Below are 14,660 nucleotides of genomic sequence, written 5' to 3'. Positions count from 1 at the left end.
GTCCGCAGTTAAAGACGTACAGCCGCTAAGAAGTCTAGTTGAGAAGATTAACGATTGCTTCCTCCCAACGAAAACGCATGCGTTCTGCGCAGTCGGCTGAGGCTAAACAACACTGAAGCGACAGACGCAGCAACTGCGACCCACAGAGCGAAATGGACAGCCCGTTCATTTAACGTCTGGCCGGTTACCGGCGAGATGAGGGTCAGCAGGATACCTACAACAGCGGCGCCCAGGCACTGCCCGAAAGTTCGGGCAATGGATAATACCCCGGATGCATAGCTTGCCTGTTCGCGAGCAACATTCGACAACATTTCCCGGTTGTTAGGACTTTGAAAACATCCAAATCCGATGCCGCAAACCAGGCTACGCAGGCCGATATCCCATACGGAAGGCGAGGCGGGCAGCATCGCCAGCAGAATCAACCCCACAACAAAGATGGCCAGCCCAAGAGTCGAGATCAGCGGCGCAGAAACCGTGTCTGCCCAGCGGCCGGCATGGGGTGCGATCAGCACAATACCTATAGGCCAGGGCACGAACAGCAGCGCGGATATAACGGGGCTGTAGCCATATACGCTCTGAAACAGAAAAGGCAACGCAACAAAGGTGATCCCCTGGCTGACAAAAGAGGCCAGTGACGTTAATGCCGCGAGGGTGAAACGTCCGTTCTTGAATATAACGGGCGGCAGTATGGGCGCCCTGGCGCGGCGAATATGCCAGATAAACAGCATCGTGCTGAACAGGGCGAGAAGTCCCCAGCAGACCGCCACCTGGTGAAGGCTGTTCGCCGCCATAATCATTGCCCCCAAAAGGGTGGCTGACAGCAGCGCGCCAGGAAGGTCAAACGCAGTTTTGCCGGACGTTGTTTTTCCGGGTAGCGCCCTGAAAGCCAGCAACAGGGCTAAGGTTCCCGGAAGTATGTTAATGGCAAACAACCATTGCCAGCTCAGGGTATCCAGTATCGTGCCGCCCAGCACCGGGCCAATGGCGGTGCTGGATGCTATAAGCAGGGCATGCAGACCCAGCACGCGGCCAAGCAGTCGTCCCGGGAAAACGCCGCGCAGGATCGCCGGAGCAATACTTAACGTCGCCGCGCCGCCGATCCCCTGCATAATACGCATTGCCACAAGCATTTCTGGGGTAGTTGCCAGTGCGCAGCCCAGTGAGGTCAGCGTAAAGGTGGCGAGCCCTGACAGAAAAATGGGGCGAGTGCCATAGATCGTCGCGAGGGAGGCGAAAATCATCAACGTCATTGCCGCAGAGAGCAGATAACCGTTGGCGAACCAGACCGCGTAGCTTGCAGGCACCTGCATCGCTTGCGCCATAGAGGGCAGGGCAATGTTGATCATGGTGCCATCAAACACCCCCATCAGGGTGGTCACCATTACGGCGATCATCACCCGGGCGCGCGCCGGGCCAGGCAGCCCCTCATCACCGGGTTGGTTTGAAAATAGCGTCATCATCTGAACTCCTTAAGGGGGGGTTAATGACGAAACTATAAGCACGAGGTATATAAGGCGGAAGACGCATGGTTTACACTTAATCATTGCACCGAACGCCTTATCTGAGGTTTATTATGTCCGATCCCGATTTTAACCTGTTGGTCGCCCTCGACATTCTGCTGGCAGAAGCGAGCGTGGCCGGTGCTGCACGGCGCTTAAACCTGAGTGCATCTGCCATGAGCCGCACGCTCAACAGGCTGCGCGAGGTGACAGGCGATCCGATTCTGGTGCGGGCCGGACGAAATATGGTGCTGACCCCCTGGGCAGAAGCCTCCCGGGATCGCGCCAGAAATGCGGTTCAGGAGGCGAGGGCAGTGTTGCAGCCGTCAATGGAGACGCTCAGGCTGGAAAGTCTGGCGCGCCTGTTCACTATCCGGGCCAACGATGGATTTGTCGTCGCGTTTGGCCCGGCGCTGATTGCCGCGGTGGCGGAGGCCGCCCCGGATGTCTGTCTCCGTTTTGCGCCCAAGCCTGAAAAAACGTCGCGCTATCTGCGCGAGGGTCTGGTCGATCTGGAGATTGGCGTCCAGGGCAATATGGGGCCGGAAATTCGCCTGCAGCGACTTTTTCAGGACCGGTTTGTCGGCGCCGTGCGGAAGACGCATCCGCTGGCATCGTTACCGGAAATCAGCGTAAAGGATTATGTTGCCTGGGGCCATGTGGTGGCCGCGCCCAATGGATCATTACATGGGTTTGTGGATGATGCACTGGCGGAGTCAGGTTTGTCCCGTAAGGTGGCAAGCGTGGTGCCTGGCTTTCCGACGGCGTTGTCCGTGGCGCTGGCATCGGATCTTATCGCCATGGTTCCGGCGTTGTATTTGCAAAACCCGCAGATGACAGAGCAACTGCATGTATTCGAACTGCCGTTCAAGACCCGTACCATCACGGTGTCGCAGATGTGGCATCCGAGAATGGAAAAAGATCCCGGTCATCGATGGCTAAGAGAAAAAGTGCTTGAGGTGTGTCGGAGTGTACGGTGATGAATGAGAAGTTGAGGCGAGGGGATAAAGCTGGGCGCGTAATACGAGGCCCGGTACGTCTGCGTTGCTGCCATAGATCGCATTTAACATAATATACATTATGCGCACTAACATAGTGATAGCAAAATTATAATGTCCGGTCTGGGCAGTTCACAGTAAGATTCAGCATCGATGGATTCCGATGATGGCACATTCAGCTGTGTTTTTCGTTTTGGATTTTGTCGACCGGCGTTTGGCCACTCAGATGGTCGCGCAGCGGCTGGGTATCTCCGATCGTCAGTGCAGATGCCTTCTGTCGCGTTACCGTGAAACTGGCCCACCAGGTATGGCTAACGCCTGATGGTCTTGCCCGGTACGCACTCAATATTATCCGAGAACGCTATACCGACTTCGGGCCGACGCTTGCAGGTGAAAAACTCGCAGAACTGCACGATGTTCACCTGTCCAAAGAAACGGTCCGGTCGCTATTCAGGGTTTATCCCCCGGATGAATACCAGAAGATATCCCCCTACAACTTCATGTTATACAGGACCCTATTGCCTTTATCGCATCATCAGTTGTCCGGTCTCTGTGCCCGGTGTAGCCGATCGCGGATCTTATCGACTGATGATTTAATGTCAGCAACTGCATCCGCATCCATTCCAAGGGTATCCACAATACAGCGCGTGATATTGCTGGCCTCAATTTTCAGTGTATCCCCCTTCTCTGTCAGATGAATAAGCACTTCACGTTCATCCTTCGGATTGCGTGTCCGGGTGATCAACCCCGCGCTCTCCAGCCGCTTAAGTAAAGGCGTGAGCGTGCTGGACTCAAGGAAGAGTATTCCACTCAGCTCCTTCACTGTGCGTCCATCCTGATTCCACAACGTGATCATCACCAGGTACTGGGGATAGGTTAATCCCAGCTTATCGAGCATTGGGCGATAGAGCTGCGTAAACGCATGTCCCGCGGAGTATAGCGAGAAGCAGAGCATGCCGTGCACATCCGGGAGTAACTCCCCGGTATTTATCTCTTTAGTCATATGTTCTCCAGTCCTTCTAAAATAATTTGTGTACGATTTAATTGCAAGCGATTGACAACAACAAAAAGTAATGCCAGATTAATTCACACACAAACAAGTCGCGCACAAATCAATTGCGCAGCAACATACAATTCATAACAGGAGAACGATATGTCCACATTCACAACGACAGACGGGACTGGCATTTTCTATAAAGACTGGGGTTCAGGTCAGCCAGTCCTCTTTGCTCACGGATGGCCGTTATCGTCAGACGCCTGGGATCAGCAGATGCTCTTCTTCAGCCAGAATGGCTTCAGAGTCATCGCTCATGACCGGCGCAGCCACGGGCGTTCGGACCAGACATTCCATGGCAACAATATGGATCGGTATGCTGACGATCTGGCCGAACTTATTGAAGCACTGGATCTGAAGGACCTGATTTTAGTAGGCCATTCCACAGGGGGTGGCGAAGTTGCACATTATATCGGTCGTCATGGTACTTCCCGTGTAGCTAAAGTTGTTTTGGTTGGCGCAGTACCTCCTCAGATGCTCCGGACGGATGCTAACCCCGACGGCACTCCGCTGGAGGTATTTGATGCCATTCGCGAAGGAACGGCTAAAAACCGTGCTCAGTTCTTCTTCGACCTGACCATTCCATTCTATGGCTTCAATCGCGACCATGTACCAACCAATGACGGGCTGCGGGAAAACTTTCGCAGGATCGGGCTGCAGGGAGGTATTAAAGGACAATATGACTGCATCCATGAGTTCTCCGAGGTCGACTACACACGCGATCTGCAGCAGATTGATCGCCCTACTCTGATTATTCATGGTGACGATGACCAGATTGTGCCCATTAAGGCATCAGCACACCGCGCCGCTGAGATCGTTGCGCACGCCACACTGAAGATATATGCCGGCGGCTCACATGGTCTGGCTGAGACAGAGGCCGACCGCTTTAATGCTGACGTACTGGGCTTTATTCGCGGCTAACGAGGTGGCCTGTTCCATACAGGCCACATCCATCATACGCATACCTCATCAACTGAGTTAAAGGGAAACTATCATGTCTAAATTTGTTGCCTCCCTCGCTATTGCTACCGCTCTGCTGTCTGCCAGTGCTTTCGCCGAAACCGCAAAGCCGACTGTTGTCCTGGTTCATGGAGCCTTTGCTGACTCATCTAGCTGGAATGATGTCACCCGTATCCTGCAAAAAGATGGGTATAACGTCGTTGCAGCGGCTAATCCGCTGCGCAGTGTTTCGACTGATGCGGCTTACGTCTCTTCTGTTGTGAGCAATATTAAAGGACCTGTGGTACTTGTCGGACATTCCTATGGCGGCCAGGTAATAACGAACGCAGCCCGGGAAACGAAAAATGTTAAATCACTGGTTTATGTCGCCGCATTTGCTCCTGACGCGGGTGAAGCTGCCGCTGAACTGGCGGGGAAATTCCCCGGAGGCACGCTTGGCGAGGCGCTTTCCACGCCGGTTAAGCTGGCTGATGGTAATGTCGATCTGTCCATTGAGCAGTCGAAGTTCCACCAGCAATTCGCTCATGACGTGTCAGCTGAAAAAGCTGCGCTGATGGCGGCAGGACAACGACCCGTGACCGAAGCAGCATTAACTGAAAAATCGGGAGCCCCCGCCTGGAAAACAGTGCCCTCTTACTTCATTTATGGTGATGGCGATAAAAATATCCCTGCCCAAAGTTTGCGTTTTATGGCTGAACGCGCGGGATCAAAGCACACCGTGGTGATCAAAGGGGCATCTCATGTCGTGATGGTTTCTCATCCTCAGGACGTAGCCACACTTATTGAGGAAGCCGCGAAATAAATGTCTCTGTCCTCTCTTTGACGCCCTTCCCCGTCAGAGGCACTGTCCCGGACTTTTTTCTGCGGTGCAACCGCCGGGGTATACAGTGTCTGCTGCCTTCGAAATAAACAGAAGAGAGATCGTCCGCCTGCGGTAAAGGCGGACGATCTCTCTATCTTCGCGAACGAGTCCCCATTTTTAAAAATGGATACGGTTCTTTATCTGACAAGCCCCGACAGAAACAGATGTCAGTGTCCAGACAGGCGGGTAATTTCTGCTTATCCTATACTCAGCTAAAGAATATTGTGGTGTAGATGAAAATATCAAAAACGCGCATAAGTCGTTGAGGTTCTATGAAATTCCCCGGCATACCGGAAAATGAAGAAGAAAGACTAAAGTCGCTTTATCTCGCAGACCTGCTTGATACCAGAGACGATGAGCGTTTTGATCGTCTTACCCGGCTTGCCAGGCGAATCTTTCAGGTACCTGTGGTCCTGATAAGCCTGCTGGATCGCGAGCGACAATGGTTGATTGCATGCGAGGGTCTCGGTGTCCGGGAAACGCCACGTAATATCTCATTCTGTGGGCATGCCATTTTGCAGGATGGCGCTTTTATCGTTAACGATGCATCTGTTGATGAGCGTTTTCATGATAATCCCCTGGTCACCGGTGAACCTTACATCAGATTTTACGCTGGCTATCCGGTGCATCTCCCTGACGGAGAAGTGGCAGGTACGCTTTGCCTCATTCATACCATCCCCCGCAGCTTTAACGACGAGGATATTGCTTCACTCAAGGATCTGGCTTTCATTGTTGAGGATGAATTTCAGGTCATCGGCATGGCGATGACCGACAGTCTGACCGGAATAGCGAATCGGCGGGGTTTTTACCGGACAGGAGAAAAACGGTTCCGCACCCTCACTGAGCGTAATACACCGTTCAGCCTTATCTTTTTTGATCTGGATAAATTCAAACCTATCAATGATCTTTGGGGGCATGCTGAAGGCGATGAGGTTCTGAAAGTCTTCTCAGGACTGTTGTTTCAGTTCCTCAATCCCGGCGATATTGCCGGTCGGCTGGGTGGGGACGAATTCGCCGTGCTCATTACCACCCGGAGTGCTACGGAAGCTTTTTTGCATGCGCTTCGTCGGGGGGTGGACGATTACAACGAAAAATCAGGTAAACCCTATAACATCAATTACTCTTCTGGCGTTCTGCACAATGATCAGGGCCACTATTCGTCGCTTGACGAAATGATCAAAAAGAGTGACGAAGTGATGTACTCAGTGAAGCGCAGAAGACAGCTTTAAAAGGAGCGCTTTGCGCAGCAATCTTTAAGGTACCGTCGCAGCCACCGCTCTTCTTAACGTAACTGGCAATCAGCCTCACTTTACCGATGCATATCAGAGTGATAATGAGATATGCTGGTTTATCATGGAAAAATCTTAGCTGAACGCTGAATTACATCGCTAATCAAAGGGTGAAAAATGAAAAAAACAATCCCAGAATATACGCCTGTTGACTTATCTCGTTGGGCCAGGAAGGAGCATTTTGCGGTATTTCAGTCTTTTGCTCAGAGCACCATTAACCAGACCGTTAATTTAGACATCACCGATCTGCTGAAACATATTAAAGATGTTGGCTGGAAGTTTTACCCTACTATCATCTCCATCATTTCTGAGGTGGTAAACAGGCATACCGAGTTTCGTATGGCTATGAAGGACGATGAACTGGTTATATGGAAGGAAGTTTATCCGAGCTACACCATTTTCCATAATGAAACGGAGACATTCTCATCAATATGGAGTTATTACGATGGCAATATGGCGCACTTCCAAAAAACCTATTCTGAGGACGTTGCACGCTACGGGAATAACCTTTCTTACTGGCCTAAGGGCGAGTCACCGGACAATATATTTTTCGTATCGGCTATTCCCTGGGCAACGTTTACCAGTTTCAATGTCAACGTTGCAAACATGAAGAACTTTTTCGCGCCCATGTTCACCTTTGGCAAATACTACGAACAGGATGGAAAGACCTTGTTGCCGCTCGCCGTTCAGGTCCATCATTCCGTTTGCGATGGTTTCCATCTGGCAAGACTGTTCAATGAAATACAAGAGATAATGAGCGACTTACCGCACCGCGCTTAAACGGGCCGCTTCTGTAGTTAAGCGAGAAACGGGTCCAGGCGATGACGATTATGTTAATGCTCTGCCCGCTTCCTGCCTTCCTCACCACATTTACCCATCTGTGCCTGGCATATGACAAAAAAAACCGCAAGCAGTTACCCGCTTGCGGCGACAGGCTCAGCGATGATGTGTTGATCAGGCAGCTTTAACTGCTCTGATTTTTTTACTGCCACCTTCATCTGACGCTGCTTTCTCTGCTGCTGTTGCGGCATTAAGATCGGGAAGTTTGCTGGTACGCAGAATATGCTGCACGGCCTCTTTCTGCTCGGCGAGATAGAGCCCCAGATTTTCAGCCTGCGTTTCATCCATCTGCATGTCACTTTGCAACAGCCAGTCGGTGAACGCTTCTGCGAGGTCGAGCAGTTTGTCGTGAGCGTCAGCCTCTTTCTTACTGGCAAATGTCATTTTCTCTTCACCTTTTCTTACGACAACATATTTTGTTTCAACAGCCATTATGCACCCCCTATACTGTAATTATATACAGTATAACACTTCCCGGTTTGTGTTGCAGCCAAAAATGCGCTGGGTAAACCTGCTTAATATGTTCGGGGGCGGCCCCCCTTCAATTACAACGCCTTATCGGTAAACAGCGGTACGTTACAGGACGTCGCAACGTGGTCCAGATAGCCGCTCAGGTAGTCCGGATACGGGAACGCTTTCACAATTGTCAGCGAGTTCAGCACCGGGAAAAGGTAAAAATCGGTGATGCTTATCGGGTGTCTGGCACGCAGATAAGGCTCGATTTTAGCCAGTTCATCCACCAGCGTATCGATACAGGCCTGACTATTGGCCAATAATGCCTCCAGATCGCCAAACGCTTTTATCTCACGCTGGGTATAGGCTTCGCGCGCGGCTGGGGTGGACAACTCTTGAAAATCTGCCCGCGTAAAACGTGGGATCGCCAGGTTAAAGACGGTGCGCGTGTTCTCTTTGCACCAGGCCTCAATCAGGGGATCGCATTCACCTTTAATCACCGGCGTGCCGTCAAGCTGATCGACATAATGGACGATATCCATGCTTTCCGGCATGTAAGCGCCCTCTTCTTTTTGCAGGATCGGCACGACCTTTCTGCCCACCATACGGGTTGGCGTTTCGACATCCCCTTCCATTATCACGCCCAGCTCGAAGGGCACCTTTTTAAGACCAAAGATCATTCGCGCGCGGATACAGAACGGGCAATGCTCATATACATAGAGTTTCATAGCGCTCTCTTTCTTTATACAGTTGGATGAGGGAGGAATGACCTGACAGGATCGGGCAAATCGGGTCAGGGTTACCAGTCTAACTTTAGTAGGTTGAAGTCAGCTGAAAATCAATCTTGTAATCAGTACAATAGATGTAACCACAATGTTAATGAGATATACATATGAAGTTATTTTCCACTCAACGTACAGATGTCTGGCTGCTGACGCCCGACCGGGCAGAAAGACTCCAGCTTTTCCTGCTGGAAAATCGCTCACATTTCGCGCCCTTTGAGCCATTGCGTAATGAAGACTATTTCACACTGGATAGCGTGTCCCAACGGATTGCGAGTGCGCAGAAAGATTATGAAGCAAGAAAATGTCTGCAAATCGTTTTCACGTTAAAAGGTGAAAATAACATCATCGGCAGCATTAATTTCACCAATTTTATCTTTGGGGTTTTCCAGGCGTGCTATCTCGGTTTCTCTCTCGACCACGCTCATCAGGGGAAAGGACTCATGCAAGAGGCGCTTAAAGACTCTCTGGATTATGTACAGATGCATTACGGCTTTCACCGGATTATGGCAAACCATCTTCCTGATAACGCGCGCAGCAGTAGAACGCTTGCCAGCCTCGGGTTTGTCAAAGAGGGCTATGCCCACTCCTACCTCAAGATAAACGGGATCTGGCAGGACCATGTCCTCAATTCCCTTGTTCTGCCAGAAGCGGAGTCAATGTCCTGAATCGCGGTGTTACGCTGGCCGGACCTTGTTCACGAACCACATTCCGGCCAGCATCGACAACACAAACAGCACTCCCTTCCCTGCGCCCGTACCCAGTAAGACCAGCGCCGGTCCGGGACAAATACCCGCCAGCCCCCAACCCAGGCCGAACAGAACAGCGCCCATCAGCAGCGCGCGGTCTACGGTGTTATTCTCCGGCAGCCGGATCGGCGCCCCGCAAAACGACGTTTGTTTGCCTTTAGCTAACCTGAAGCCGACTATCCCCACCGCAATCGCCCCGAGCATCACGAAGGCAAGAGAGGGATCCCAGGGCTGAGAGAGATCCAGAAAGCCAAGCACCTTCTCAGGATTTGCCATCCCGCTTATCAGCAAACCCACGCCAAAAATCAGGCCACACAGAAACGCGGCAATGACCATTAACATATCTCCTCCTTAACCGAGCCAGAAACCGGCCAGCGTTGCGATAATAATACCGACCGCCATAAAGGTCAGCGTGGCCGCAAGGGAACGTCTGGAAAAACGCGACAGTCCGCAGACGCCGTGCCCACTGGTACACCCGGATCCCAGACGCGTCCCGGCGCCCACCAGCAGGCCAGCCACGATAATCAGTGGCCACGAGGTTTGAACCGTTATCTCAGGTAAGGGAAAGAAAAGGCTGAACAGCAGAGGTGAACCGATAAGACCGGCTAAAAAGGCTATCCGCCACCCCTCGTTACGGGTCTGTTTCGTCAGCATCCCCGCCACAATGCCGCTGATCCCGGCGATTCGCCCGCAGAAATGAATCAGCAGTATGGCGGCAAGCCCGATTAACATCCCCCCCGCGAGGCTACTCAGCGGCGTAAAGTGAGCGAAATCAACGATCATGATCGGCACCTTTCTGTGGGCAATAGAGGTCATATAAGGTGTTGAGCAGCGTGAAGATCCGCGGATCCTCAATCCGGTAGAAAATCTGTTTACCTGTACGTCGGGTCTCTACCAGCTTTAAACGCCGCAATACGCCCAGTTGCTGGGACAGGGTGGGCTGACGGATCCCCACCGCCTTTTCAAGCTGCGCGACGTTCGCTTCCCCCTGGCTTAACTGACACATCAACAACAGTCTGTCCGCATTGGACAAACCGCGCAAAAGCTCCGCAGCCCCCAGTGCCGCCTGTTTCATTGCATCCTGAATATCGCTATTCGTAGTCACGATATGCACCTATCAATATACATATTTATATAATGTATTTTAGTATATTGTGAGCCGGGCCGCATAGCAAAAAAAAACCGGCAGATGGCTGCCGGCATTTTTTTCTTCCCCATGTGGCCTGACCTTATAATTTCAGCTCAGGCACCAGCGCTTTTTTATCCGACATACAGCTTTGCCACGCTCTGCCCGGTTCGCCATTATCCAGCACCGACGAGGTACGATATTCTACGGTGCGGGTACGCTGATCGGGCCCCACATAGTCGAGGGTCGTCCAGCGGGTGTCGGCGTCTTTGCCTTCGGCGGTGAGTTCGATAGTCTGGTTTTTCACAATCTCGGCGCACTCTTTCGCCGCGGCCTCGACTTTACGAAACTTCTTCTCTTCGGGTGAAGTGCCCTCACCGGACATGGACATACAGCCGGTGAAGAGTAAACAGGCAAGGGTTAGAAGGCTGATTTTTTGCAGCATCACGCAGTCCTTAGTCATGAACAGGTTACTGCAAAAGCGTAGCTTATACGGCTACGCTCTTCCTGCGATCAGCATTTCCGTATCACGCTTTAACAACCGACACGCCCTGCCCAACCACTGCCTCAACCCAGCGACTGTCGGTATCCGGTTCAACCACTACGGTGTTAATGAGTGAAAGCTCGCCAATCAGGAAGGGTGAAGCGGTATTTATCTTCTCCGGCGACGCCAGCACCACCGTTTCGGCGGCCCTGCCGGAAAATGCGCGTTTGATGCATGCTTCTTCATAATCACCGGTGGTTAACCCTGCTTCCGGGTGAATACCGGTTACTCCCATAAAAAAGAGATCTGCATGGATACGTTCGATACCCTCAATCGCGGCGGCTCCCACCGTGACGATAGAGTGGCGGAACAAACGCCCGCCAATCAGGATCACCTCAACCCGGGGATGGTCCACCAGCGCCAGCGCAATACCGGGACTGTGGGTGACCGCCGTAAAGGAGAGATCCGCCGGCAAGCAGCGAACCAGCTCGGTCGTGGTCGTCCCGCCATCAATGATCACCACCTGTCCCGGTGAGATAAGCTCAACCCCCTTCTGCGCCACCCGCTTTTTGGCGTCGATGCCAAGGTGGCTGCGCTCGGCAAAGCTGGATACCGCTTTTGATGCTGGCAGCGCGCCGCCATGCACCCGCTGTAAACGCCCCTCGGCTGCCAGCTCGCGCAGATCCCGGCGAATGGTATCTTCCGATACCTGAAATTCGATGCTGAGGGTTTTAGAGAGCACCTCCCCTTCGGTATTCAGTTTTTCAAGGATCAGTTGTTTGCGTTGACGGGTGAGCATGAGAGATTCCTGAGGCTGCATGTTTGATCTTGATATTGCACGAATGTGCAGACTATGATGGTCACTCTACCTATTCAGGAGGCATCGTGCAATCAACTCGTGCAGAAGTACGCATTCTTGACAGCAAAACGCTGTCAGATGACTGGTACACACTCAAAAAATATACCTTCGATTTGCGTCGTCGCAACGGGGAGTGGCAGCGTCAGAACCGCGAAGCCTACGACCGGGGAAACGGCGCAACCATCCTGCTCTATAACCGCGAGAAAAAAACGGTGATCCTCACCCGCCAGTTTCGCTTTCCGGTCTATATAAATGGTCACGACGGTTATCTGATCGAAACCGCCGCAGGCCTGCTTGATAACATGGCCCCGGAAAAGCGCATCAAAGCCGAAGTGGAAGAAGAGACTGGCTACCAGATTGACCAGGTGGAGAAGGTGTTCGAAGCCTTTATGAGCCCCGGCTCCGTCACCGAGAAGCTCTACTTCTACATCGCGGAATATCACGCAGGGGATCGCACCGGCGCAGGGGGCGGTATCGAGGCCGAAGGTGAAGATATCGAAGTGCTGGAATGGCCGATAGAACAGGCGCTCCAGGCCATTGATGATGGCACTATCGTCGACGGCAAAACCATCATGCTGCTCTACCACGTCGCCCTGAAGAAGATCGTCTAACATCCGCGCACCGACAGAAAGGGATTTCTGTCATGTCTGAAACCTCATCATCTACACTTCAGAAAAGAGCAAACTGGAGATGTCCGCATGACCGACTGGAACCCTGGCCTGTATCTGCAATATGGCGCGGAGCGCACCCGCCCCGCCTTAGAGTTGCTGTCCCGGATTGCGCTGGATAACGTTACCGATGTGGTCGATCTCGGCTGCGGACCGGGCAACAGCACGGCGCTGTTGCAGCAGCGCTGGCCCACGGCGCAGATAACCGGCGTCGATACCTCGCCCGCCATGCTCGCAGAAGCCAGAGCCACCCTGCCAGGCTGTCGGTTTATTGAGGCGGATATTCGCCACTACCGTCCCGAACGCACCCTGAGCGTGGTTTACGCCAATGCTTCCTTGCAGTGGGTAGAGAATCACTATGAGCTGCTGCCGCATCTGGTCTCAATGCTGAAACTGCACGGCGTACTGGCTATCCAGATGCCGGATAACGACCTGGAGCCCACCCACGTGCTGATGCGTGAGGTGGCGTTTGAACAGGATTATCCGGATCGCGGCCGGACAGCGCTCCCCGGCGTTCATGCCTATTACGATATCCTGACCGAGGCAGGCTGCGAGGTGGATATCTGGCGTACGACCTATTATCACCAGATGGCCTCCCACCAGGCGATCGTCGACTGGGTAAGCGCCACCGGCCTGCGTCCGTGGCTTCAGGATCTCAATGAGAGTGAGCAGCAGCGCTATCTGCATCGCTATCATCAGCTGCTGGAGGAGCAGTATCCACTTCAGGAAAACGGGCAGATACTGCTGGCCTTTCCGCGGCTGTTTATCATCGCCCGACGCGCACCGTAGCTACGCTTTTGCCTCTTTCAGCAGCTGCTGGATCACCTGCTCCTGCTTGTCAGTATTCCCTTCGCCGAAAGAGGCGTAACGCAGTTGCCCTTTGGCATCGAAGAAGTAGTGTGCAGGCCAGTAGCGATTGCCAAAGGCGGTCCAGATTTTATAGTTATTGTCAGTCACCACCCGGTACGGCAGCTGCCATTTGTTAATGGCTTTTTGCACCGAGGCCAGCGGTTTCTCCCACGGGTACTCCGGGGTATGGACGCCGATCACCACCAGACCCTGTGACGAATATTTGTTGGCCCAGTCGCGAACGTACGGCAGCGAGTGCTGACAGTTAATGCAGTCCCAGGTCCAGAAGTCGATCAGCACCACTTTGCCTTTTAACGACGCCGGGCTGACCGGCTCGCCGTTGAGCCAGCCTGTACCACCTTCCAGAGAGGGCATCGCGCTGGTGGTGACCGGCTGTGCCACCGGCTGAAGGGTCGGCGGAGTCTGGCTCCCTGGCGCCAGTTGCAGCAGCGTTTTCTCCAGCCGGTCGGCCAGCCCGTTTGCTCCCTGAAAGAGGCTGTTCAGACCAAACGCCGTAAACGCAACGGACATCAGCATCATCACCCCCGCGGTTTTTCGCAGCCCCTCCATCAGACCCGATTTGGCTTTCAGGCGGGCGATAAGCGCCTGCCCACTGAAGCCAAGCAGCGCGAGCATTACTGCACAGCCGCTGCCATACGCTGCCAGCAGGCTGCCGGTGGCAATCGGGCTATGACCCGCGAGACTCAGGCTGAGAATGGCCCCTAACACCGGTCCGGCGCAGGGCGACCACAGCAGCCCGACCGCCAGCCCGGCGAGCACCGCCGAGGCTAAGCCGCGGGTAGAGTTGCTCCGGGAATTGATCATATTGCCGAGGCGTAACGCTGGCCCGGCGATACGCTGCGCTAAAGATGGGAAGATCAACGCCAGGGCGGCGAGACTCAGCAGCACCAGCGCCACCCAGCGTCCCACGATGGTGGCGCTCACCACCCAGTCGCTGGCGACGGCGATCAGGCTGGCGACCAGGGTAAACATCATCACCATACCGCACAGCATAGCGACAAGCTGACGCCGCTGGCCGCGGAATCCGGCGAACAGCAGAGGAATAACGGGAAGCGTGCAGGGGCTGAGCAGACTGACCATGCCGCCTAAAAATGCGATCACAAGAAACATAAACACCTCACTTACCAGTTGATAGTGAGGCCATTACAGCGTGGGGATGTGTTTGCG

18 protein-coding genes and 1 pseudogene are annotated in these 14,660 nt (G+C 53.3%); 9 read left to right on the top strand and 10 right to left on the bottom strand.

Features of this window, described 5'->3' with window-relative positions; all coding sequences use genetic code 11:
• Window positions 1–47: 47 nt before the first annotated feature.
• Entirely contained in the window at window positions 48–1,457 is a 1,410-nt protein-coding gene (locus GNG29_RS10870; protein ID WP_156655473.1) for an MFS transporter, read from the bottom strand.
• Between the two features lie 116 nt (window positions 1,458–1,573).
• Between GNG29_RS10870 and GNG29_RS10865 the strand changes: the two genes are divergently transcribed.
• Window positions 1,574–2,479, top strand: coding sequence for a LysR family transcriptional regulator (locus GNG29_RS10865; RefSeq protein ID WP_156654476.1), 906 nt, complete (start codon window positions 1,574–1,576; stop codon window positions 2,477–2,479).
• A 181-nt stretch (window positions 2,480–2,660) separates the two neighbouring features.
• A pseudogene (locus GNG29_RS10860) lies at window positions 2,661–2,946 on the top strand (ISNCY family transposase); the annotation flags it as partial.
• A gap of 86 nt (window positions 2,947–3,032) precedes the next feature.
• Here GNG29_RS10860 and GNG29_RS10855 read toward each other — a convergent pair.
• Complete coding sequence (locus tag GNG29_RS10855; RefSeq protein WP_156654475.1) at window positions 3,033–3,500, bottom strand: MarR family winged helix-turn-helix transcriptional regulator; 468 nt, start codon at window positions 3,498–3,500, stop codon at window positions 3,033–3,035.
• A 150-nt stretch (window positions 3,501–3,650) separates the two neighbouring features.
• Here GNG29_RS10855 and GNG29_RS10850 point away from each other — a divergent pair, with 150 nt between their 5' ends.
• The 4 genes from GNG29_RS10850 to catA all read left to right on the top strand — a co-directional run bounded on the left by GNG29_RS10850 (window position 3,651) and on the right by catA (window position 7,442).
• On the top strand, window positions 3,651–4,472 hold the full coding sequence (locus tag GNG29_RS10850; protein ID WP_156654474.1) for an alpha/beta fold hydrolase: 822 nt from the start codon (window positions 3,651–3,653) through the stop codon (window positions 4,470–4,472).
• Between the two features lie 73 nt (window positions 4,473–4,545).
• Window positions 4,546–5,313, top strand: coding sequence for an alpha/beta fold hydrolase (locus GNG29_RS10845; RefSeq protein ID WP_156654473.1), 768 nt, complete (start codon window positions 4,546–4,548; stop codon window positions 5,311–5,313).
• 332 nt (window positions 5,314–5,645) lie between these two features.
• Window positions 5,646–6,602 carry a sensor domain-containing diguanylate cyclase gene (locus tag GNG29_RS10840; RefSeq protein WP_156654472.1) on the top strand — a complete coding sequence of 319 codons (957 nt, stop codon included), beginning with the start codon at window positions 5,646–5,648 and terminating at the stop codon, window positions 6,600–6,602.
• Between the two features lie 177 nt (window positions 6,603–6,779).
• On the top strand, window positions 6,780–7,442 hold the full coding sequence (catA, locus tag GNG29_RS10835) for a type A chloramphenicol O-acetyltransferase (protein ID WP_103179593.1): 663 nt from the start codon (window positions 6,780–6,782) through the stop codon (window positions 7,440–7,442).
• A 174-nt stretch (window positions 7,443–7,616) separates the two neighbouring features.
• Here catA and GNG29_RS10830 read toward each other — a convergent pair whose 3' ends face one another.
• Together GNG29_RS10830 and grxB are read right to left on the bottom strand one after the other, a co-directional pair.
• Window positions 7,617–7,934, bottom strand: coding sequence for a YebG family protein (locus GNG29_RS10830; RefSeq protein WP_103179592.1), 318 nt, complete (start codon window positions 7,932–7,934; stop codon window positions 7,617–7,619).
• Window positions 7,935–8,047: 113 nt separating this feature from the next.
• A complete protein-coding gene (grxB, locus tag GNG29_RS10825) occupies window positions 8,048–8,683 on the bottom strand; it encodes a glutaredoxin 2 (protein ID WP_156654471.1) in 636 nt (211 codons plus the stop codon).
• A 164-nt stretch (window positions 8,684–8,847) separates the two neighbouring features.
• Between grxB and GNG29_RS10820 the strand changes: the two genes are divergently transcribed.
• A complete protein-coding gene (locus tag GNG29_RS10820) occupies window positions 8,848–9,405 on the top strand; it encodes a GNAT family N-acetyltransferase (protein ID WP_156654470.1) in 558 nt (185 codons plus the stop codon).
• A 9-nt stretch (window positions 9,406–9,414) separates the two neighbouring features.
• Here GNG29_RS10820 and GNG29_RS10815 read toward each other — a convergent pair whose 3' ends face one another.
• The 5 genes from GNG29_RS10815 to GNG29_RS10795 all read right to left on the bottom strand — a co-directional run bounded on the left by GNG29_RS10815 (window position 9,415) and on the right by GNG29_RS10795 (window position 11,895).
• Window positions 9,415–9,828 (bottom strand): DUF6691 family protein, encoded by a 414-nt coding sequence (locus GNG29_RS10815; protein WP_103179589.1) that lies wholly within the window; start codon window positions 9,826–9,828, stop codon window positions 9,415–9,417.
• Between the two features lie 9 nt (window positions 9,829–9,837).
• Window positions 9,838–10,269, bottom strand: coding sequence for a YeeE/YedE family protein (locus tag GNG29_RS10810; RefSeq protein WP_156654469.1), 432 nt, complete (start codon window positions 10,267–10,269; stop codon window positions 9,838–9,840).
• Window positions 10,259–10,561, bottom strand: a complete 303-nt coding sequence (locus tag GNG29_RS10805) for a metalloregulator ArsR/SmtB family transcription factor (RefSeq protein WP_156655471.1) — start codon at window positions 10,559–10,561, stop codon at window positions 10,259–10,261. Before GNG29_RS10805 ends, GNG29_RS10810 begins: the two co-directional genes overlap by 11 nt.
• A 154-nt stretch (window positions 10,562–10,715) precedes the next feature.
• On the bottom strand, window positions 10,716–11,075 hold the full coding sequence (locus GNG29_RS10800) for a hypothetical protein (RefSeq protein ID WP_139156342.1): 360 nt from the start codon (window positions 11,073–11,075) through the stop codon (window positions 10,716–10,718).
• A gap of 64 nt (window positions 11,076–11,139) precedes the next feature.
• Window positions 11,140–11,895 (bottom strand): DeoR/GlpR family DNA-binding transcription regulator, encoded by a 756-nt coding sequence (locus GNG29_RS10795; protein WP_103179585.1) that lies wholly within the window; start codon window positions 11,893–11,895, stop codon window positions 11,140–11,142.
• Between the two features lie 86 nt (window positions 11,896–11,981).
• Here GNG29_RS10795 and GNG29_RS10790 point away from each other — a divergent pair, with 86 nt between their 5' ends.
• Together GNG29_RS10790 and tam are read left to right on the top strand one after the other, a co-directional pair.
• Entirely contained in the window at window positions 11,982–12,566 is a 585-nt protein-coding gene (locus tag GNG29_RS10790) for an NUDIX domain-containing protein (RefSeq protein ID WP_103179584.1), read from the top strand.
• A gap of 87 nt (window positions 12,567–12,653) precedes the next feature.
• Window positions 12,654–13,412 (top strand): trans-aconitate 2-methyltransferase, encoded by a 759-nt coding sequence (gene tam / locus GNG29_RS10785; RefSeq protein WP_156654468.1) that lies wholly within the window; start codon window positions 12,654–12,656, stop codon window positions 13,410–13,412.
• Here the strand turns inward: tam and GNG29_RS10780 are convergent, their stop codons facing one another.
• Window positions 13,413–14,603: a cytochrome c biogenesis protein/redoxin gene (locus GNG29_RS10780; RefSeq protein ID WP_156654467.1), complete on the bottom strand. Its 1,191-nt coding sequence runs from the start codon at window positions 14,601–14,603 to the stop codon at window positions 13,413–13,415.
• Window positions 14,604–14,660: the final 57 nt, after the last annotated feature.

The sequence above is a fragment of the Leclercia sp. Colony189 genome (assembly GCF_009740165.1).
Lineage (GTDB): Bacteria > Pseudomonadota > Gammaproteobacteria > Enterobacterales > Enterobacteriaceae > Enterobacter.
The sequence above is the reverse complement of the archived record's forward strand: the minus strand, read 5'-3'. Positions and strand labels throughout refer to the sequence as shown.

What these genes read in the sequence shown, in the direction of transcription:
- GNG29_RS10870 (WP_156655473.1), bottom strand. Translation starts at nt 1,457, where the DNA reads ATGACGCTATTTTCAAACCAACCCGGTGATGAGGGGCTGCCTGGCCCG.
- GNG29_RS10865 (WP_156654476.1), top strand. Translation starts at nt 1,574, where the DNA reads ATGTCCGATCCCGATTTTAACCTGTTGGTCGCCCTCGACATTCTGCTG.
- GNG29_RS10855 (WP_156654475.1), bottom strand. Translation starts at nt 3,500, where the DNA reads ATGACTAAAGAGATAAATACCGGGGAGTTACTCCCGGATGTGCACGGC.
- GNG29_RS10850 (WP_156654474.1), top strand. Translation starts at nt 3,651, where the DNA reads ATGTCCACATTCACAACGACAGACGGGACTGGCATTTTCTATAAAGAC.
- GNG29_RS10845 (WP_156654473.1), top strand. Translation starts at nt 4,546, where the DNA reads ATGTCTAAATTTGTTGCCTCCCTCGCTATTGCTACCGCTCTGCTGTCT.
- GNG29_RS10840 (WP_156654472.1), top strand. Translation starts at nt 5,646, where the DNA reads ATGAAATTCCCCGGCATACCGGAAAATGAAGAAGAAAGACTAAAGTCG.
- catA (WP_103179593.1), top strand. Translation starts at nt 6,780, where the DNA reads ATGAAAAAAACAATCCCAGAATATACGCCTGTTGACTTATCTCGTTGG.
- GNG29_RS10830 (WP_103179592.1), bottom strand. Translation starts at nt 7,934, where the DNA reads ATGGCTGTTGAAACAAAATATGTTGTCGTAAGAAAAGGTGAAGAGAAA.
- grxB (WP_156654471.1), bottom strand. Translation starts at nt 8,683, where the DNA reads ATGAAACTCTATGTATATGAGCATTGCCCGTTCTGTATCCGCGCGCGA.
- GNG29_RS10820 (WP_156654470.1), top strand. Translation starts at nt 8,848, where the DNA reads ATGAAGTTATTTTCCACTCAACGTACAGATGTCTGGCTGCTGACGCCC.
- GNG29_RS10815 (WP_103179589.1), bottom strand. Translation starts at nt 9,828, where the DNA reads ATGTTAATGGTCATTGCCGCGTTTCTGTGTGGCCTGATTTTTGGCGTG.
- GNG29_RS10810 (WP_156654469.1), bottom strand. Translation starts at nt 10,269, where the DNA reads ATGATCGTTGATTTCGCTCACTTTACGCCGCTGAGTAGCCTCGCGGGG.
- GNG29_RS10805 (WP_156655471.1), bottom strand. Translation starts at nt 10,561, where the DNA reads ATGAAACAGGCGGCACTGGGGGCTGCGGAGCTTTTGCGCGGTTTGTCC.
- GNG29_RS10800 (WP_139156342.1), bottom strand. Translation starts at nt 11,075, where the DNA reads ATGACTAAGGACTGCGTGATGCTGCAAAAAATCAGCCTTCTAACCCTT.
- GNG29_RS10795 (WP_103179585.1), bottom strand. Translation starts at nt 11,895, where the DNA reads ATGCTCACCCGTCAACGCAAACAACTGATCCTTGAAAAACTGAATACC.
- tam (WP_156654468.1), top strand. Translation starts at nt 12,654, where the DNA reads ATGACCGACTGGAACCCTGGCCTGTATCTGCAATATGGCGCGGAGCGC.
- GNG29_RS10780 (WP_156654467.1), bottom strand. Translation starts at nt 14,603, where the DNA reads ATGTTTCTTGTGATCGCATTTTTAGGCGGCATGGTCAGTCTGCTCAGC.